Below are 19,308 nucleotides of genomic sequence, written 5' to 3' on the forward strand. Positions count from 1 at the left end.
ATATGCCCGCAAATAATATGTTAAGCATTAGGCTAAAGGAAAGGTTAAATAAATGAGTAGAGGGTTTGAGCTTCATTCTAAATACAAACCAGCGGGCGATCAGCCTAAGGCCATCGAAGCCTTAGTCGATGGCTTGGAAAGTGGTTTGGCCGGCCAGACACTGCTAGGTGTTACGGGGTCAGGTAAAACCTTTACTATGGCCAACGTCATTAAAGAAGTGCAGCGACCCACGCTTATACTGGCACACAATAAAACACTTGCGGCTCAACTTTACGGTGAAATGAAAGAGTTTTTCCCTAATAACGCCGTAGAGTACTTTGTTTCATATTATGATTATTACCAGCCAGAAGCCTACGTTCCTAGTACCGATACCTTTATCGAAAAAGACGCGTCTATAAATGATCACATTGAACAAATGCGATTGTCAGCTACTAAGGCACTGATGGAGCGCCGTGACGTAGTGATAGTGGCCAGTGTGTCGGCTATTTATGGCTTGGGTGACCCCGAATCCTATATGAAAATGCTGCTGCATCTTCGACAGGGCGACACCATGGATCAGCGTGATATTTTACGTCGCCTTGCTGAACTGCAGTATAAGCGTAACGATTTGGCCTTTGAACGGGGTACATTCCGTGTGCGTGGGGATGTTATTGATATTTTCCCCGCTGACTCTGAAAAGCAAGCTGTAAGGGTTGAGCTGTTCGACGATGAAATAGATAAAATCAGTTTATTCGACCCGTTAACCGGCGCAGTGGATAAGTCTGTTATTCGCGCGACGGTTTTCCCAAAAACGCACTATGTTACACCGCGAGAGAAAATTCTGAATGCTATTGAGCATATAAAGGATGAATTAGGCGAGCGCAAAAAGCAGCTTCAGGAAACGAATAAGCTTATTGAAGAACAACGGATTTCACAACGTACCCAGTTTGATATCGAAATGATGATGGAGCTTGGATATTGTTCGGGCATTGAAAACTATTCCCGCTACTTGTCGGGTCGAGCGCCGGGCGAGCCGCCTCCAACTTTATTAGATTACTTCCCGGCAGATGGCTTGATGTTTATCGACGAGTCTCACGTTACGGTTTCCCAAGTAGGGGCTATGTATCGTGGGGATCGCTCTAGAAAAGAAACGCTAGTGGAGTTTGGTTTCAGATTGCCATCTGCGTTGGACAATCGCCCTCTGAAGTTTGAAGAATTTGAGCAAATCTGCCCTCAGACCATTTATGTTTCTGCTACGCCGGGTGACTATGAGTTGAAGAAAACTGACGGCGAGATAGTTGAACAAGTTGTGCGGCCCACTGGGCTATTAGATCCGGTTATTGAAGTGCGCCCCGTAGCCACCCAAGTCGATGATGTGCTCTCTGAAATTCAAAAGCGAGTAGAGCTCGACGAACGTGTGCTCATTACTACGTTAACAAAGCGTATGGCTGAAGACTTAAGCGAGTACTTAAACGAGCACGGCGTTAAGGTGCGCTATCTACATTCCGATATTGATACTGTTGAGCGTATTGAAATTATTCGCGACTTGCGGTTGGGTAAATTTGACGTGTTGGTTGGTATCAACCTTTTACGTGAAGGTTTGGACATGCCTGAAGTCTCGCTCGTTGCTATTTTAGATGCGGATAAAGAAGGGTTCTTACGTGCTGAGCGTTCGCTTATTCAAACTATTGGTCGTGCTGCACGCCACGTAAATGGTAAAGCGATTTTATACGGTGACAGCATAACCAAATCTATGAAAAAAGCGATAGACGAAACGGATCGTCGTCGTGAAAAGCAGATGGCGCATAATGAGGCCAACGGCATTACACCGATGCGACTCAATAAGCCTATTACCGATATTATGGACCTAGGTGATAGTGCACATCCTGCCTCTGGCAAGGTAAGACTGCGCAAAGTTGAAGAAAAGAAAAAGCAACAGAAGACAGCAAGTGCAACTGAGTTGATGGATCAAATCACTGAACTTGAAAAGCAAATGTTCGAATATGCCCGAGAGCTTGAGTTCGAAAAAGCGGCTTCACTTCGTGACGATATTGAATCACTTAGAAAACAGGTGGTTGCGCTTTCTTAAGCATTTTACATAGTCAAAGCCCTCAATGTGTTTTGGGGGCACTTCACTCGTAAGACCTTCCCGAAGGGCGAGGTTAAAATGTTACAAAGCCTTCTACGCACATTTTCCGTATAAATCTGAATAACACATCACTATTTTCTCCCCACCTTTGCTTATGTTCTTTTTACTTATGTAAAAATATTCCTGTAGATAACTATTTACCAAACAGAAAAGTTGCTTTTTTATTATTAAATGAGACGAAAAGCGGCAAAATGTCGTTGTAATAGCACGATTAGTTACATATAGTTCTCGTAAGAGTATCTATAACTATACCTAAAAACAGGTGCTAATATGCTTAATCGTCTTCAGGAGTCAGATATCAAGCTACTGCGTGTGTTTTATGCTGTAGCAAGCTGCAACGGATTTACTGCGGCTGAACCCGTGTTGCGAATGCAACGTCCAAATATCAGTGCCGCTATTAAAAAGCTGGAAGAACGTTTGGATTTGGTGCTATGCCATCGTGGGCGTGGTGGTTTTCAAATGACAAAAGAAGGTGAGGTGGTTTTTCAAGAAACCAAGCGCATCTTCAACGCATTCGATAACTTTGTATTTAACCTAAAATCGCTACACGATGACTACTCTGGCCATATCACGCTCGTGTTGATGGCAGGTCTTCCGCTATCAATGCACATGGCTGTAAGTAAAGCGGTCAAAAGTACAATGAAAAAGTTTGATGATATCCATGTGAATATCCAAACTCGCTTATATAACGAAGTAGAACACGTAGCGCTTTCGGGTGAGTGTCACCTTGTAGTTTCAACCTATGACATGGTAAAACCCGAATCAGTGACTTTTCACCCCGTGGGAATTGAAACTGAAGGGCGATTATATTGTGCGCCAACCCATCCGTTGGCAAAGTATCGCGATACTGAGTTGCCAGAGAATGTGAAAATTGGTGATTATCCTGCGATTGGTATCGCTGGCCTGTCATCGGCTAATTACATTGAAGATGAGACCAGGCTATCTATTCAAACCTTTTCTGATTCTTTTGACGCCGCAATGTCCGCAATTATGACGGGCGAATATATTGGCTTGTTACCTGATTACATGGCAAAAGAGCAGGGTGCGGCGTTAGGACTTGTGCCTATTGCACAAGGTAGCCTTTTTAACTTTAGCCACGAGTTGTTTGTGATGAATGGTAAAAACACGCGGCTAAACCCAGTATTGCGCCACTGTATTAAAGAGTTGAGCTATTTTATTTCTGAAAGTCAGAAGTAGTTTTATCAATACAGCGAATATAAAAACACCTCTTGTTTCAAAGCGCTTATAAATGCGCGTGGAACAAGAGGTGTTTTTTTGAGTCTATCTATTTTTATACCCAGTGCTTATTCGTACTCTAAAGGGTCGGTAGCGTTGTTTTCTTTAAACGCTTCTAAACGTTCTTCACATGCACCGCACTTCCCGCAGGCTTTTTCTCTGCCGTTGTAGCATGTCCATGTTTGCCCATAGTCCAAACCCATTGACAAACCGTCGGTCAAAATAGCTGTTTTGCTGTCGTCGATATAAGGCGTCATAATGGTAACAGGGGTATAGTTTGCAATACCGCATACGTCATTCATCTTATGCACGAATTCTGGTCGGCAGTCGGGGTAAATGGCGTGATCGCCTGAGTGTGCACCATAGTAAACTTCATTGGCGTCCAAACTCACAGCATAGCCAACCGCTAATGAAAGCAATATCATGTTACGGTTAGGCACTACCGTTTGTTTCATGCTTGGTTCTTCATAATGGCCTTCAGGCACATCTATATCTGACGTTAGGGCAGAGCCTCCAATAAGTGTGTTAATAGCGCTAATATCAACAATTTTATGTGGCACGTTAAGTGATTTACATACGTTCGCCGCATAGTCGAGTTCTTTTTTGTGACGTTGACCGTAGTTAAAACTTAATGCGTGGACTTTTTTGCCTGCATTTAGTGCTTTGTGCAGTACCGTGAAAGAGTCCATGCCTCCTGAATAAATAACAACAACATTTTCTGATGACATAGTTTTTTGAAGATTTAAGAAATTATCCCCGAATTTTATGTGATCCTTGGTAAAATCCCAACATACAATCGTTAAAGGGTGTCATTTTGTCTGTAATGTCCACATTAAACATCAATGAGATGTTTGAAACTATCCAGGGTGAAGGAGCTCACACAGGTATTCCTTCTATCTTTGTTCGTCTGCAGGGCTGTCCTGTAGGCTGCCCGTGGTGTGATACCAAACATACATGGGAAATCAAGCCTGATTTAAGTGTTTCGCCACAGGCGGTAATAACCAAAGGTGAAGAGTCAGAAAGCTATTTCATCTCAAGCGAAGACGCCTTACTAGCCGAATTTAGTAAACAAGGATACGTGGCAAAGCACGTGGTTATTACCGGTGGTGAGCCTTGTATGTATGATTTACGTCCGTTGACAACCTTGCTACACGATAACGGGTATACCACACAAATTGAGACCAGCGGCACCTTTGAAGTTCTGTGTGACGAACGCACTTACGTAACCGTTTCACCTAAAATAAATATGAAAGGTGGATACGATGTTTTAGTCAGCGCATTAGAAAGGGCAAACGAAATTAAGCATCCTATTGCTATGCAAAAGCATATTGATGAACTTGATGCGCTGTTGAGCAATGTATCATCGCTAGAAGGAAAACAGGTTTGTTTACAACCAATTAGCCAGCAGAAGAGAGCGACTGAACTGGCTGTGCGTACTTGTATTGAGCGCAACTGGCGGCTATCTTTACAAACACACAAATACATTGGCATTGAATAAATGTTTAATACATATCGGCCGCTTAAAAGAATAATTAGCGATGATGAGCACTCAGCTTACTCTTTAACTCACTCTTTAATTCATCATGGGCATAAAGAAAATGCACAGCTTCAACACGCTTAAACAAGCCGTTACTACGGCTATTGCTTTGTGTCTTTTGGCTATTGTACCAACGGCTGATGGCGCTACGTGGACGATTACCTACCCCCGTCCTATCGACGACTCCGACGCGCGAGCTCAATATCCTATCGCTTTACTTAAACTTGCTCTCGATAAAACAGGTGTCAATTATGAGCTTCGTCCTTCGGATCGCATATTACTGACGAGTAAGGCTATGCGCCAGCTTCGTGAGAATAGAGAAGTGAACGTTGTGTGGAGCATGACAGATAACCAGCGTGAAAAAGAACTGACTCCCATTCGAATACCTATCGCCAAAGGTCTGATTGGCTTTCGCGTCTTTGTTATAAACGAAGATAAAAAGTCAAAATTTAGTGATGTATTATCGCTGAACGATATGCGCAAACTTGTTCCTATTCAAGGTGAGGAGTGGCCAGATACCAAAATTCTCCAAGCCAACGGGTTCAATGTTTTCACCGTGCCTGAATTTCGCGAAGCGTATGACATGATTAAACAGGGGAAAGGTGACTTTTTTCCCCGCTCAGTGATGGAAGTGAGCGCAGAACTTGAGGAAGAAGGCCGTCGCTCTAACCTCTACCTTGAACCTTCAATGGCCCTCTATTACCCAACAGCAATGTATTACTTCGTAAATGTAAATAATAAAACATTAGAAAACCTCATTCACACTGGGTTAAATAGAGCCATAAAAGACGGGTCGTTTGACGCCTTGTTTGAGTCTACCTATGCGCCTATCTTAGAGTCTCTAGATGTTAGTGAGCGCAAAATATTTACTCTGGAAAACCCATTGCTTCCTATTGAAACCCCTCTCACTAACTCTGCACTCTGGTATAAACCAACGATGACTAATACCAATCCGCATAGATAAGTGCCCACTCAGAAGGTGCTGGCAAGTTTCCTAGCAAAGCGTGGGAATGCAGGAATGGCTGTTCCCTTTCAAATTCCCAGCATGAAGCTAGGAAGCTTGCCAGACCTTCCCGAAGGGCGAGTTTAAAATGTCCGTACTCTTTGTTGTGTCACCTTGATGTAGAACCACTATACCTGCGGTAACACGCCGTGATTACGAACATTTTAACTCTCGCTGAGTGGGTAATTATTTATGCGGACTGGTATAAATTAAAACTGCAATAAAAAACGCAGCCTAAGCTGCGTTTTCTACATTTTACATATTGCTGTTTCGTTGCGTCTATTAAGACTCGCCAGCGTGAACGTCTTTCATTGAGCGACCAGAAGGGTCGGCATTGTTCTTAAAGCTCTCGTCCCATTCAAGAGCTTCTGCAGTACTACAGGCGATTGACTTGCCGCCAGGTACACAGCGCGCAGCACTTTCTTGAGGGAAATAGCTCTCGAAAATAGTACGGTAGTAATAGCCTTCTTTTGTGTCAGGCGTATTCACTGGGAAGCGGAACTCCGCAGTAGCCAGTTGTTGGTCGGTTACTTCGTTTTCAACGAAATCGCGAATTGAGTCGATCCACGAATAACCTACACCGTCACCGAATTGCTCTTTTTGACGCCACAATACTTCTGCAGGCAGTGTATCGCCGTTATCAAACGCTTTACGAAGGATCCATTTTTCCATTTTCCCATCAAGGCACATCTTGTCTTGTGGGTTTAGGCGCATGGCTACATCAATGAAGTTCTTATCTAAGAAAGGAACGCGTGCTTCAACACCCCATGCTGACGTTGCTTTGTTGGCACGAGCACAGTCAAACATGTGAAGACGATCTAGCTTACGTACTGTTTCTTCGTGGAATTCTTTAGCATTTGGCGCTTTATGGAAATACAGGTAACCACCAAAAATTTCATCAGAACCTTCACCCGAAAGCACCATCTTTATGCCCATTGCTTTAATTTTGCGGGTCATAAGGTACATAGGAGTAGCAGCGCGGATAGTGGTTGTATCGTACGTCTCTAGATGGAAGATAACATCTCGGATGGCATCTAAACCTTCTTGAATGGTGAAATGGATTTCGTGGTGAACTGTACCAATCATATCCGCCACTTTCTTCGCAGCTTTAAGATCAGGAGCGCCTTCAAGTCCTACAGCAAAACTGTGTAGGCGTGGCCACCAGGCGTCGGTCTTATCTTCGTCTTCAACACGTTTGGCTACGTACTGTGCAGCCACAGCAGAAACCAGTGATGAGTCTAGGCCACCAGACAGCAGCACTGCGTAAGGCACGTCAGACATCATGTGTGACTTCACTGCTTTTTCAAACGCTACGCGAAGCTCGTCTAAATCGCTTGTGTTGTCTTTTACGTTGTCGTATTCCATCCAATCGCGTTTGTAGTACTTAGTGATTTTTCCTTCTTTGCTCCAAAGGTAGTGACCAGGAGGGAACTCACTAATTGTCTTACATACGCCCGCTAGTGCTTTCATTTCTGACGAAACATAAAAGTTACCGTGTTCGTCATAGCCCGTATAAAGCGGAATAATTCCAATATGGTCACGGGCAATCAGGTAAGCGTCTTGTTCTTCATCGTAAAGAATAAACGCGAACATGCCTTCTAAGTCATCAATAAAGTCGATACCTTTTTGCTGAAAAAGCGGAAGGATAACTTCACAATCTGAACGGGTTTTAAATGGATACGGTTCATCTAAGTCAGCGGCTAGCTGCTTGTGATTATAAATCTCGCCGTTAACAGCAAGAATTTGCTTATCGTTTTGGCTGATAAGAGGCTGTGCCCCTGTATCTACGTCGACAATCGCCAGTCTTTCGTGACAAAGAATGGTATTGTCATTATTCCAGATACCCGACCAGTCAGGGCCACGGTGGCGCAATAGTTTTGATAAATCGAGGGCTTGGGTTCTGAGTTCAGACACATCGGTTTTGATATCAAGGATACCGAAAATACCACACATATAACGGATTCTCTCTGTTCACTTGTTGAAAAAAATAGAAGTTTTTTCTGTCGGTACTCGCGTACGAGTGAGCGAAGGATTGTTTTTATTCTTTTTTCGCGTGCCTTGAATGTGCCAGTCTGACAGGAAATTGCAAGTACATTATGATGAGAAAATGGAAATACTTATTCCTTTTATCTCAAAATAGCCGTTTATTAACATTTTTATCCTATTTGGGGTGCATAATTATTATATCAATTAAATAGTGAGTGAGTTTACTGAATAGTAAAAAGTAGCAATTCGAAGCCGCTTGGAGTAGTGCTTTAGGAATGAGAAATAAGAAAGGGCCTATAAAAAGGCCCTTTTAGTTTTACTGCATAAGTAAGCATTTTTAACGCTTAGAAGTCAGTGCGGATATTAATTTTTGCGCTGAAACTCACTTGCTTCATTCCATTTAGGCCAAGCGTCTGCATTCGCAACGCCGACACCTACGTCAAACAGCATCTGAGTGTCTTGTACAATGCCGCTTAGGTCCCAGTCATCGCGATATTGGTCGCACACTTGATGGTAGCAGCCTGTCACGATAATGTTCATACGTTTTCTATACTTAGCCGTTTCTTCATCTGCTGGCTCATTGCCGCCCTCTGCATAAAGTGCCGGTACACCTTGTTTAGCAAAGCTGAAGTGGTCAGAACGGTAGTAGTAACCTGCTTCAGGTCGGTCTTCTTGGGTAAGTGTTCGACCTTGTTTAGCTGCGGCGGCTTCAAGGTAATCTTCCATTTCTGATTTACCCATGCCTACAACAGCAACGTTTTTAGTTTTCCCCAGCACGTTCATTGCATCCATATTGATGTTCGCAACGGTACTCTCAATAGGAATGACAGGGTTGCTGGCATAAAACTTACTGCCTAATAGGCCTTGCTCTTCAGCCGTAACTACTAAAAACGAAACTGAACGCTTAGGTGCAGGCGTAAGTTCTGAATAGGCTTTAGCCATAGCAAGCATTGCTGCAGTACCTGTGGCGTTGTCGTGCGCGCCGTTATAGATTTGGTCACCTTCTTTGCTTTCGTCTTTACCTAAATGATCCCAATGGGCTGTGTAGATAATATGCTCATCAGGATACTCGGTACCCGGTAACGTGGCGATTACGTTGTAGCTTTCTGACTTTTCGAAAGTGTTTTTCACGGTAACCGACGCTTTAATATCCATCGCTTTGCTATATGGACCCTGCATGGCGTTAGCTTTCTCTGTGTCGAAATCAAGACCGGCATCGGCAAACACTTTTTTCGCTGCATCTAACGTAAGCCAGCCTTCAACGGCAACACGGCTCGCACCTTTATCGGCACTCACTAAACCGTACTGCGGACCACTCCAGCTGTTTGCAACAACCGACCAGCCGTAAGACGCTGGCGCGGTTTCGTGAACAATAATGGCACCCGCCGCCCCTTGTCGGCTCGCTTCTTCGTATTTGTAACTCCAACGGCCATAATAGGTCATGGTAGTACCTTGAAACTTACCGCTTTCTGGGTTTTCAAAACCAGGGTCGTTAATTAGCATAACTACGGTTTTGCCCTTAACATCTAACCCTTCGTAATCGTTCCAGTCGTATTCTGGCGCATTTACGCCATAACCAACAAACACCAGCTCAGAGTCTTCAAGAGATACCGAGCTTTGCTCGCGCTTAGAAGAGGCTACCATTTGCTCTTTGTAGGCAAAGGTATTGTCGCCGATCGTCATGGTCATATCAGGATCAGCAGTGATCTCCATAAGTGCTACTTTTTGAAGGAAGCTATCGCCATTACCGGGCTTAAGACCTGCTTTTGTAAATTCACTGACTAAGTAATCAATGGTTTTCTTTTCACCTTCAGTCGTTGGTAAACGACCTTCAAACTCATCAGAAGACAAAACTTTTAGCGGCTCGCGAATATCAGCATCAGAAATGTTGTTATAAACACTGTCGAAGTTAGAAGCCACAGGCATAGTTTTCTGCGCTGTCTCGTTGGTTGTGGTGCTCTCGTTGTTAGGTGTGCAAGCACTTACGCCTAAAAGGGTAGGTACAAGCAATGGCAAAAACATTTTTTTCATTGTTAGTCTCTGTTTGCTCTACAATACGCGACCAGTATAGAGAAAACCCCAAAGCGAACCAATAGTTGATATGCAATCAAACTCAATCCCCTTCTGTAAAGACTACTTACTAAAATACGCCAGTAAACCGGTTACGGCGCTTCTTGAAGAGGTTGGCTTGCTAAGTAACGGCGAATTTCCTACGCCTGAACAGCTAAATGAATTAACGGCCCGGTATTATGAACAATGGCAAGGGCCACTGTTCAAAGGACAAAGCCAGTTTTCACATGATGACCAGCGTTATTACGAGACCATCATTAGTGAAGACGGTGTAGTTCCTACCAGAGAGCATAGCTGGCACGACTTGTTTAATGCACTTATTTGGCTGCAGTTCCCCAAAACAAAATCTCTGTTAAATGCGCTACATATTAGTGATATTAGTGCATACGGTGTAAACCCCAGAACACCGCGACGCAATCGCATTACGCACTTCGATGAGTGCGGTGTAGTGCTTGCCATTGAAGCGCCTGATAGCACTGCTTCAAATAAGCCTAAGCGTACAGCAACACTTATTGACTCAAATAGCGAAACTACAGATAAGGCCACGCTAGGTGCGCTATATGACAGAGGCACTCTTGAAACGTTTTTAGCGGAATTAGCGTCCCATGAGTGGGAGCGTGTCTTTGTTGAAAAACGAGCACTGTGGCACAAACAGGTCAGCCCTTTTATCTTTGGACACGCGAATTTAGAAATGATGCTAAATCCATTTGTAGGCCTCACGGGCAAGTGGTTAGCAGTGGCTGTACCAAAAGGCTTTAGCCATCTTGATAAATGGCAGCAGCGCTTGGTGCTAGACGATGCGATGACAGCACGCATCAAAACGTTAAATTATTTTGAGAGTACACCGCTTTTAAAACCATTGCCTTTGCTTGGCGTACCTTTGTGGCAAGGTCAACAAGATGAAGTGTTTTATCAGAATAAAGACTATTTTAGACCGCTCCGGGAGGGAAGTAAGCCGACAATTCAGCTACCTTTGTGGTCTTAAAGAGCTTGACGCTGCCCCAGTTTTTTTTCGGAGCAGCGCCAACAAATAGCCAAATGGAAGGCGGCTATTAAGTGTATTTTTTTAGAATAGCGCTAAAGCAATCAGCCAAATACCGTAGATAACCACATACGGAGCGCTTGCAATGAGTGCCGCTTTCTTAAGAGGAAAAGACGTCCACTGCGAGATGCCTACGGTGGCCAAATAAATTCCCCAAAAAAGCTCTAACCTTAAAGCTTGGCCGAACGCGTACCAAGGCGAGTCCATAGGAATACTTGCGATAAAGCCTAAGGATGCTGGTGATAAGATTGATGGTGCCACCTGATGGTCGCCAGTGAACAATAGCAGTGCAACGCCAACTAAACCGGTAAGTACGTAAGGCATTGAAAGCCACCATGCAAAACCGTACCAATCTGTGAAACCGAAAACATGGCTATCGTCTGAACGAGTCATGAGGTTTACGTAAACTGCATAAACAGCGTTAACGATAATAGGAATGAAAAAAGCGCCGATAATAGAAGACCAAAGCAGCGCATCTCTGGTGAAGAAAGCCTTCATCTGCTCTTCTTCAGCCGGGCTCATATCGCCCTGTGCGGCAATGTTCATTTCTGCAAACCACTCAATATCAACAAAGTTCACGTAGAGATATTGTGATACCAGCGTAATAGCCATAACCAAGATAAACGGCATCCAGCTCCAGTTGTTGTGCTCGCCAACTGCTTTGAATACACCATTCGGTTTAAAAAAGATATCATTACACGCTTGGAAAGGATTCGTCACAGTGTGCATCCCTTGCTCCTCTTTCTTAGTTTTTATTTGCTGCTTAGGTTGTGTGTAAAACAATGACTGCAAATTATTGTTCATTAGTTTGGGTATAAGATTACTGGCGGGCACACATTATGTACAGCACAAGATTCTGATAAAGCGACATTTTTTGTAAGGGAAAATGTATAAGGTTAATTGAGTGCAAGCTTGGTTAAAGACCAGTAAAAAGGGAAGCATGGCTTCCCTTTTGTTTTTTATGCTGGCAAAACCGTATACAGCCTATAGATAAGTTATATTCAGCAGCGTTAGCACTATAGTGCTGTACATCACAGATATTGGTAGACCTATCTTTATAAAATGTGCAAATTTGTAGTTGGCAGCGTTGTAAACCAAGAGGTTGGTTTGGTAGCCAAATGGCGATATAAAGCTCGCGCTCGCTGCAAATGCTACAGCTAAAGCGAATGGCATTAGCGGAGCTCCGATAATTTGCACTAGCCCATAAGCAAAAGGAAACATTAAAGCCGCAGCTGCGTTGTTGGTAACGAACTCAGTTAAAAGTAAAGTTAGCAAGTAGATAACCACGAGCGCCACAAACCAATCAGTGCCCGCCAAAAGAGGCATGAGCGCTTCGGTTGTAGTGGTAATGACCCCAGAGTTTTCGAGCGCAGTGGCTAAACTTAGCGCACCGACTATTACAACAATCAAGTTTAGCGGCAGGTTTCGCTTCATTTCTCCGTTTGACGTAACCCTAACCCCGATAAGAACAGCAGCTAAGAACAGTAAACCAATAGCCAATGAAATGACATTAGTCGCGGCTAATAACACTGTCGTAAGGAAACCACCAAGGGTGATCCACTCTTGCTTATTGGTTAATGGGCGGGCAATTTTTTGCTCAGACAAAATGAAAAAGTTCTTATTCAAGTTTTGACGAGTTGCAAAATCAGGCCCTGTTGCTAGCAGCAAAAAGTCACCGGCTTGAAGCTTTATTTCACCTAGTTTTCCTGATAGTTGCTCTCCATCGCGGCGAATAGCTACAACGGCAGCATCGAACAGGGCTCTGAATCCCAGATTTTTAATGGTTTGCCCAATTATTTGAGCGCGGTTGGCCACTACAACCTCAGTTAAGCTTTCACGCAATACCCCATCGGTTTCTGCGAACATGCTTAATCCTTTTATATGGCTTAAGTTATCTAGTTTTTGGACATTGCCAGAGAAGATCAGCTTGTCGTTTTCCAGAATAACTAAGTCAGGACCAACAGGCGAGATTAGGTTGCCATTGCGCACTACTTCTACCAAAAAAAGCTCAGGCAGGTTACGTAAGTGGTTTTGCTCCACAGTTTTGCCAATTAGCTCTGAACCTGCTTCGACTTCTGCTTCAACCATATACTCATGATAGTTATTGTTCTTGTTGCCAATGTTGGGCAACAAAGGTAATAACATGAACATGAGAAGGCCACAGCTTAGCCCAGCAATGGAGCCATAAAGTGTGAAGTCGAAAAAGTTGAAACCAGGGTGCCCGTGCTCTTGTAGAAAGCTATCTACAATAAGGTTAGTTGAGGTACCAATTAAAGTAACAGTGCCACCGAGTATTGCGGCGTAGGAAAGCGGGATCAGTAATCGGGAAGCGGGGTGGTATTGATTTTGTTTTATAGGGCCAATAAGACTGGCCACAATTGCTGTGTTATTGAGCAGTGCTGACGACACAAAAGTAAGTGAAAACAGTCGCCAGTAGGACTGGGTAAAGTTAGCACTAACGAGCTTTCTACCAATACGTTTTATTAACGCGGTTTTATCAATAGCACTGCTTACTAAAAGCAACAAAACAAGGGTGATTAGGCCCTTGTTTGTTAAGTTTAGCAAGATGTCATCAAGAGATAACTGCTGGGTAACCAGTAAAGCTAACACTGCACCAGAAAACACAGTGGAAGGGCGCTGACTGGTAAAAATCAGCGCGCATATCGTACTGACAAAAATTGTCAGTACGATGAACTGGGTCACATCCATATTGCTCCAGTCCTGCTTATAGTTTACTGATATCCACAGAGTTCCAATGCGGGAAGTGCTTGCGGACTAATGCATTGAATTCAAGTTCAAACTCAGAGAAATTAGGCGAAGTATGCTGTGCATCACCGGCAATTTCGTCGATGATCATACCTGCACCTACGGTACCATTGGTTAAACGGTCGATAACAATGAATGAACCTGTAGGACGGTTGCGCTTGTACGGGTCACAGGCTACTGGCTGGGTGAACTTGACGTCAACTACACCAATCTCGTTAAGATTTAGGTGCATGGCATCTGCTTCTTCCAGCGTGTTCACATCAATTTGATTATCGATATGAGCAACAACCCCTGGCGTTGACTTAGTCGCGAACTTAAACAAGTATTGCTTGTTTGGCATTAGCGGCTCTTCAGACATCCAGACTAAATGTGTTTTGAACTGGGTGTTAAGTAGTGGCAAGTTGTCTGATTTAACAATCATATCGCCACGAGAGATATCAATTTCGTCTTCGAGTGTTAGCGTAACCGCTTGAGGTACATAAGCGCGTTCTTGATCGCCTTCAAATGTAACCACTTGCTTAACTTTTGATTTCTTACCTGATGGAAGTGCAGTCACTTCATCACCTGGCGCAACCTGACCTGATACTACCGTACCGGCAAAGCCACGGAAATCTAGGTTAGGGCGATTAACATATTGTACTGGGAAGCGGAAATCTTCCTGATTGTCATCTTCACCAATTTCAATATTTTCTAGCATTTCCATTAGTGGTGTGCCGTTGAACCAAGGTGTTTTCTCACTAACACCTACAACGTTATCGCCTTCCAATGCTGAGATAGGAACAAACTGAATATCAGGAATATCAAGCTGCTCAGCAAACTTCAGGTAATCTTCCTGAATCTGCTTATAGACCTCTTCTGAATAGTCCATTAAGTCCATTTTGTTGATAGCAACAATAACGTGTTTGATACCTAGAAGAGATACAAGGAATGAGTGACGCTTGGTTTGCACCTTAACGCCGCCACGAGCATCAACAAGAATAATAGCAAGGTCACAAGTAGATGCGCCTGTTACCATGTTGCGGGTGTACTGCTCGTGCCCTGGGGTATCAGCGATAATAAATTTACGCTTGTCGGTAGAGAAGTAGCGGTAAGCTACATCAATAGTAATACCTTGTTCACGCTCAGACTGAAGCCCGTCTACAAGAAGGGCAAGGTCAACTTTCTCTCCCGTAGTACCTACTTTTTTGCTGTCTTTTGTAATGGCAGCAAGTTGGTCTTCATAAATCATTTTTGAATCGTGAAGTAAGCGACCAATAAGGGTACTCTTACCATCATCTACGCTACCGCAGGTAAGGAAACGTAGCATGTCTTTCTTTTCGTGTTGCTCAAGGTAAGACAGAACGTCCTGTCTTAATAATTCGTTTTCGTTGTTCATGTTATGCGCTCACAAGGAAAAAGGGGTTTAACACAGACTCTTTTTGGTTATAGGTAAGAGCGTCGGCGTTGTCATCTAGTGGATTTTCTGGGTCTAAAACAGTTACATTTGCCCCAGCAGCCAGTGCAACTGCATGTGCAGCGCCTGTATCCCATTCAGATGTTGGGCCCAAACGAGGGTAAAGATGTGCTTCGCCCTCTGCCACTAAGCAAAGTTTTAGTGAGCTGCCCATCGCCACAAGCTCAGTTTCACCTTCAAGCTGTGCCAATAAATTTTGAATTTCAGGACTTTGGTGAGAACGACTGCCCACCACTTTCCACACTTCTGCACCATCGTGCTTACGCGCAGAAATGGCAGTGAATTCACCATCTACTTCGGTCCATGCACCTTCACCCACAATACCAACATAGCTCTTGTTTAGCGCGGGCGCGTAAACCACACCCATAGTCGGTTTGCCATTTTCGATAAGTGCAATGTTTACCGTAAATTCACCGTTTTTCTTAATAAACTCTTTGGTGCCGTCTAGCGGATCAACCAGCCAGTATGACGACCACGTTTTACGTTCATCCCACGAAATATCAGCTGACTCTTCAGAAAGAATAGGCAGGTCAGATTCCGCTTCAAGGGCCTTTACAATAACGTTATGGGCGGCAAGATCAGCTTCGGTTAGTGGGCTGGTATCTTGCTTCTCATAAATAGCGAAATCTTTTTCGTAAATCGCCATAATTTTATCGCCAGCTTCTTTGGCAATAGTTAGTACTTTTTGTGCGAGATTATTTAAAGGCTGTGTCATTACACCAATCCCTTTTCTTGTAGCAAAGCATATAAACGCTCAGCGGTCTGCTCTGCCGGTTCATCCTGATAGGTTAAGTGTACTTCCGGTGATTCAGGTGCTTCATAGGCTGAATCGATACCTGTAAAGTCCTTGATCTCGCCACTGCGGGCCTTTTTGTACAAGCCTTTGGGGTCGCGCTTTTCACACACCTCAAGTGGTGTATCAACAAACACTTCCACAAATTCACCGTCTGCCATTAAGCTACGGCAGTAATCGCGGTCAGCTTTAAACGGAGAGATGAAAGCGGTAAGTACAAGAGTACCAGCGTCAACGAATAGCTTCGCAACTTCACTAATGCGGCGAATATTTTCAACGCGATCTTTGTCGCTAAAACCCAAGTCGCCGCATAAGCCGTGACGCACGTTGTCGCCATCTAGTAGATAGGTGTGCTTGTTTTGCTCGTGAAGCTTCTTCTCAAGCAAGTTGGCTAATGTTGATTTACCAGAACCACTTAAACCAGTAAGCCAAAAAACGCGAGGCGTTTGCCCTAGCTTTTCAGAACGGGTGGTTTTATTGACTTCGTGTTTATGCCAAACAACGTTGTCTGTGGCCATTAGAAGTACCCTTCCATTTTCTTCTTCTCCATTGAACCTGCGCTGTCATGGTCAATCACGCGACCTTGACGCTCAGAGGTCTTGGTCAGCAGCATTTCCTGAATAACTTCAGGTAAGGTTGCGGCTTCTGACTCTACCGCACCGGTCAATGGATAACAGCCTAGGGTACGGAAGCGCACAGAGCGCATCTCTGGTACTTCACCTTCTTCAAGCGGCATACGGTCGTCATCAACCATAATGAGCACGCCATCACGCTCTACCACAGGGCGAGGCTTAGAAAGGTACAGTTGTGGAATATCAATGTTTTCTAAGTAGATGTATTGCCAGATATCTAGCTCAGTCCAGTTAGACATTGGGAAAACACGAATGCTTTCGCCTTTGTTAACTTGTGAGTTATAGATATTCCAAAGCTCTGGGCGCTGGTTTTTAGGGTCCCAGCGGTGGTTGCTGTCGCGGAATGAGTAAACGCGCTCTTTAGCACGAGATTTTTCTTCGTCGCGTCGTGCTCCACCAAACGCTGCGTCAAACTTATATTTGTTTAACGCCTGCTTGAGCGCTTGGGTCTTCATGATATCAGTGTGTTTCGATGAGCCATGGCTAAATGGACCAACGCCAGCTTCAACACCTTCTTCATTGATGTGAACAAGCAAATCAAAACCGTGTTTCTCTGCTTGCTCGTCGCGGAATTTGATCATTTCGCCAAACTTCCACGTGGTGTCTACGTGTAGAAGTGGAAAAGGAATTTTGCCTGGCGCGAACGCTTTACGGGCAAGGTGAAGCAGCACTGAAGAGTCTTTTCCTACAGAGTAAAGCATTACTGGGTTTTCAAACTCAGCAGCGACCTCACGGAAAATTTGAATACTCTCGGCTTCGAGTTGTTTCAAATGCGTTACAGACGGGATACTAGCAGTCATTTTGAAGTCCGAATTTATGTTATATATAAAAAAGTTATATGCGGGTTATTTTTCTGCATAGAACGATAACATATTTAAATTCAAAAGTAGTATGCGATTTTGCTATTTAAAATAGCAATCTTATTCCAATAAATAAAACTGTCATACAATTGAAGCATAAGGCCCTATTTTGAGGGGCTAGAAAAAGATTAGGTCCTGCTTAGAAAACTAAACAGGGCCTTACTTTTGCTCTTATTTACGCGTTATTTTTAAATTACTTTTCATTCAGCTTGGTCTGGAATGCATCGAATGTGTCTAGCACGCCTTCTCTTGGTGTACCTGATTTACTCAAAATCATTATGGTTAAGCTCGATAAAATGAACCCGGGTACAATCTCGTACATCCACGCACCAAGCTTCTGGCCTCCGATTTCTATCGGAAGATAAATCCATAGTAGTACAGTCACAGCACCAACAATCATGCCTCCCAATGCTGCGCGGCGGGTCATTTCTCGTTTAAATAAGCTAAACAGTACTAGCGGTCCAAATGCTGCGCCAAAGCCAGCCCATGCATTACTTACTAAGGTCAATATAGTGCTGTCTCTGTCATACGCTAGATAGATAGCCACTAGCGCTACAGCAACAACGCTTACGCGACCCGCTATTACTAATTCACCATCAGAGGCATCTCTGCGAAGGAAGGCTTGGTAAAAGTCACTGGTAAGTGAACTAGACGTTACTAGTAGCTGAGACGAAATGGTACTCATAATAGCCGCTAAGATCGCAGCTAATAAGAAGCCACCAATAAGCGGATGGAATAAAATTTGAGAGAGGTAGATAAATACCGTTTCTGGGTCAATGTCATTGCCGTTACCGGTGATATAAGCCAACCCAAACAAACCCGTCATTAGCGCGCCGATGATAGAAACAATCATCCAGCTCAAGCCGATGTTTCTAGCAGTAGGAATATCTTTTACTGAACGTATAGCCATGAAACGAACGATAATATGCGGCTGGCCAAAGTAGCCTAAACCCCATGACATTAATGAAACAATACCGATTACACTTAGTGCTTCATTAGTAGAGGCATCCATAAATGCATCAAATAGAGCAGGGTTAATGGTATCTAGTGCGTCAATTGAAGCCCCAATGCCGCCTAGTTCACTGATGACCACAGCAGGTACCATGATGAGTGATACGAACATTATGCAGCCTTGCACAAAGTCGGTCATGCTCACTGACATAAATCCACCCACGAGGGTATAGGCAACGACAACACCAGCAGTAACATATAAACCTGTCTCATATGTTAAACCAAAGGATGTTTCAAAGAGCTTTCCACCGGCAACAACACCTGATGACGTATAAAGCGTGAAGAAAACTACGATGACCACAGAAGCGATCACTCTTAGTAGACGAGAGTTATCGGCAAAACGATTCTCGAAATAGTCGGGTAGGGTAATGGAGTTGTTAGCCACTTCGGTATAAACGCGAAGGCGCGGAGCGACCAACATATAATTTGCGAGCGCACCTAGAACTAATCCAACGGCAATCCAGCCTGCAGATAAGCCCGATACGTACATTGCACCAGGTAAACCCATGAGCATCCAGCCACTCATATCTGATGCGCCTGCTGAAAGTGCGGTTACAGCGGGGCCTAATTGGCGGCCTCCAAGCATATAGCCTTCTACGTTGGTGTCTGTTTGCCGATAGGCGAAAAGGCCTATTCCCAACATTACAACAAAATACAAACCCAACGAGATTATCGTGCCAGTAGCCATATAAATTCCCTATGTTTTTTATTTCATGCTAACACCTATGACCTAGAGTCTCTACGTCAGTCAGCGACCTTGCTTGTTTTCTATACGGCTAGAGGTAAATAAA

15 protein-coding genes are annotated in these 19,308 nt (G+C 44.0%); 5 read left to right on the forward strand and 10 right to left on the reverse strand.

Annotated features, from left to right (window positions below; genetic code table 11):
• Positions 1-52: 52 nt before the first annotated feature.
• The gene (gene uvrB / locus PCAR9_RS05705; protein WP_179982772.1) at positions 53-2,068 is read left to right on the forward strand and encodes an excinuclease ABC subunit UvrB; all 2,016 of its coding nucleotides are present in this window, start codon (positions 53-55) and stop codon (positions 2,066-2,068) included.
• A 330-nt stretch (positions 2,069-2,398) separates the two neighbouring features.
• On the forward strand, positions 2,399-3,325 hold the full coding sequence (locus PCAR9_RS05710; protein WP_118489862.1) for a LysR family transcriptional regulator: 927 nt from the start codon (positions 2,399-2,401) through the stop codon (positions 3,323-3,325).
• Positions 3,326-3,432: 107 nt separating this feature from the next.
• Here PCAR9_RS05710 and queC read toward each other — a convergent pair whose 3' ends face one another.
• Positions 3,433-4,092 carry a 7-cyano-7-deazaguanine synthase QueC gene (queC, locus tag PCAR9_RS05715; RefSeq protein ID WP_179982773.1) on the reverse strand — a complete coding sequence of 220 codons (660 nt, stop codon included), beginning with the start codon at positions 4,090-4,092 and terminating at the stop codon, positions 3,433-3,435.
• Positions 4,093-4,187: 95 nt separating this feature from the next.
• On the opposite strand from queC, the gene queE reads away from it, so the two are divergent.
• A complete protein-coding gene (queE, locus tag PCAR9_RS05720; protein ID WP_179982774.1) occupies positions 4,188-4,862 on the forward strand; it encodes a 7-carboxy-7-deazaguanine synthase QueE in 675 nt (224 codons plus the stop codon).
• Positions 4,863-4,962: 100 nt separating this feature from the next.
• Positions 4,963-5,865 carry a type 2 periplasmic-binding domain-containing protein gene (locus PCAR9_RS05725; protein ID WP_179982775.1) on the forward strand — a complete coding sequence of 301 codons (903 nt, stop codon included), beginning with the start codon at positions 4,963-4,965 and terminating at the stop codon, positions 5,863-5,865.
• A 321-nt stretch (positions 5,866-6,186) separates the two neighbouring features.
• Here the strand turns inward: PCAR9_RS05725 and asnB are convergent, their stop codons facing one another.
• Together asnB and PCAR9_RS05735 are read right to left on the reverse strand one after the other, a co-directional pair.
• The gene (asnB, locus tag PCAR9_RS05730; RefSeq protein ID WP_179982776.1) at positions 6,187-7,857 is read right to left on the reverse strand and encodes an asparagine synthase B; all 1,671 of its coding nucleotides are present in this window, start codon (positions 7,855-7,857) and stop codon (positions 6,187-6,189) included.
• A 396-nt stretch (positions 7,858-8,253) separates the two neighbouring features.
• Positions 8,254-9,921: a M28 family metallopeptidase gene (locus PCAR9_RS05735; protein ID WP_179982777.1), complete on the reverse strand. Its 1,668-nt coding sequence runs from the start codon at positions 9,919-9,921 to the stop codon at positions 8,254-8,256.
• Between the two features lie 70 nt (positions 9,922-9,991).
• On the opposite strand from PCAR9_RS05735, the gene PCAR9_RS05740 reads away from it, so the two are divergent.
• A complete protein-coding gene (locus PCAR9_RS05740; protein ID WP_179982778.1) occupies positions 9,992-10,945 on the forward strand; it encodes a DUF3025 domain-containing protein in 954 nt (317 codons plus the stop codon).
• A gap of 81 nt (positions 10,946-11,026) precedes the next feature.
• On the opposite strand, the gene PCAR9_RS05745 is transcribed toward PCAR9_RS05740, so the two are convergent.
• From PCAR9_RS05745 to putP, 7 genes are all read right to left on the reverse strand, one after another.
• Positions 11,027-11,731 carry a YIP1 family protein gene (locus tag PCAR9_RS05745; protein ID WP_179982779.1) on the reverse strand — a complete coding sequence of 235 codons (705 nt, stop codon included), beginning with the start codon at positions 11,729-11,731 and terminating at the stop codon, positions 11,027-11,029.
• A 255-nt stretch (positions 11,732-11,986) separates the two neighbouring features.
• Entirely contained in the window at positions 11,987-13,711 is a 1,725-nt protein-coding gene (locus PCAR9_RS05750) for an SLC13 family permease (protein ID WP_179982780.1), read from the reverse strand.
• A 16-nt stretch (positions 13,712-13,727) separates the two neighbouring features.
• Positions 13,728-15,143, reverse strand: a complete 1,416-nt coding sequence (gene cysN, locus PCAR9_RS05755; protein WP_179982781.1) for a sulfate adenylyltransferase subunit CysN — start codon at positions 15,141-15,143, stop codon at positions 13,728-13,730.
• A 1-nt stretch (position 15,144) separates the two neighbouring features.
• Positions 15,145-15,936: a 3'(2'),5'-bisphosphate nucleotidase CysQ gene (cysQ, locus tag PCAR9_RS05760; RefSeq protein ID WP_179982782.1), complete on the reverse strand. Its 792-nt coding sequence runs from the start codon at positions 15,934-15,936 to the stop codon at positions 15,145-15,147.
• A complete protein-coding gene (gene cysC / locus PCAR9_RS05765; RefSeq protein ID WP_179982783.1) occupies positions 15,936-16,532 on the reverse strand; it encodes an adenylyl-sulfate kinase in 597 nt (198 codons plus the stop codon). Before cysC ends, cysQ begins: the two co-directional genes overlap by 1 nt.
• Positions 16,532-17,446 (reverse strand): sulfate adenylyltransferase subunit CysD, encoded by a 915-nt coding sequence (gene cysD, locus PCAR9_RS05770; protein ID WP_179982784.1) that lies wholly within the window; start codon positions 17,444-17,446, stop codon positions 16,532-16,534. The genes cysC and cysD overlap by 1 nt, the downstream gene beginning before the upstream one ends.
• Before the next feature lie 253 nt (positions 17,447-17,699).
• Positions 17,700-19,205 carry a sodium/proline symporter PutP gene (putP, locus tag PCAR9_RS05775; RefSeq protein WP_179982785.1) on the reverse strand — a complete coding sequence of 502 codons (1,506 nt, stop codon included), beginning with the start codon at positions 19,203-19,205 and terminating at the stop codon, positions 17,700-17,702.
• Positions 19,206-19,308: the final 103 nt, after the last annotated feature.

This window comes from Alteromonas macleodii (genome assembly GCF_903772925.1).
Classification (GTDB): Bacteria; Pseudomonadota; Gammaproteobacteria; order Enterobacterales; family Alteromonadaceae; genus Alteromonas; species Alteromonas macleodii_A.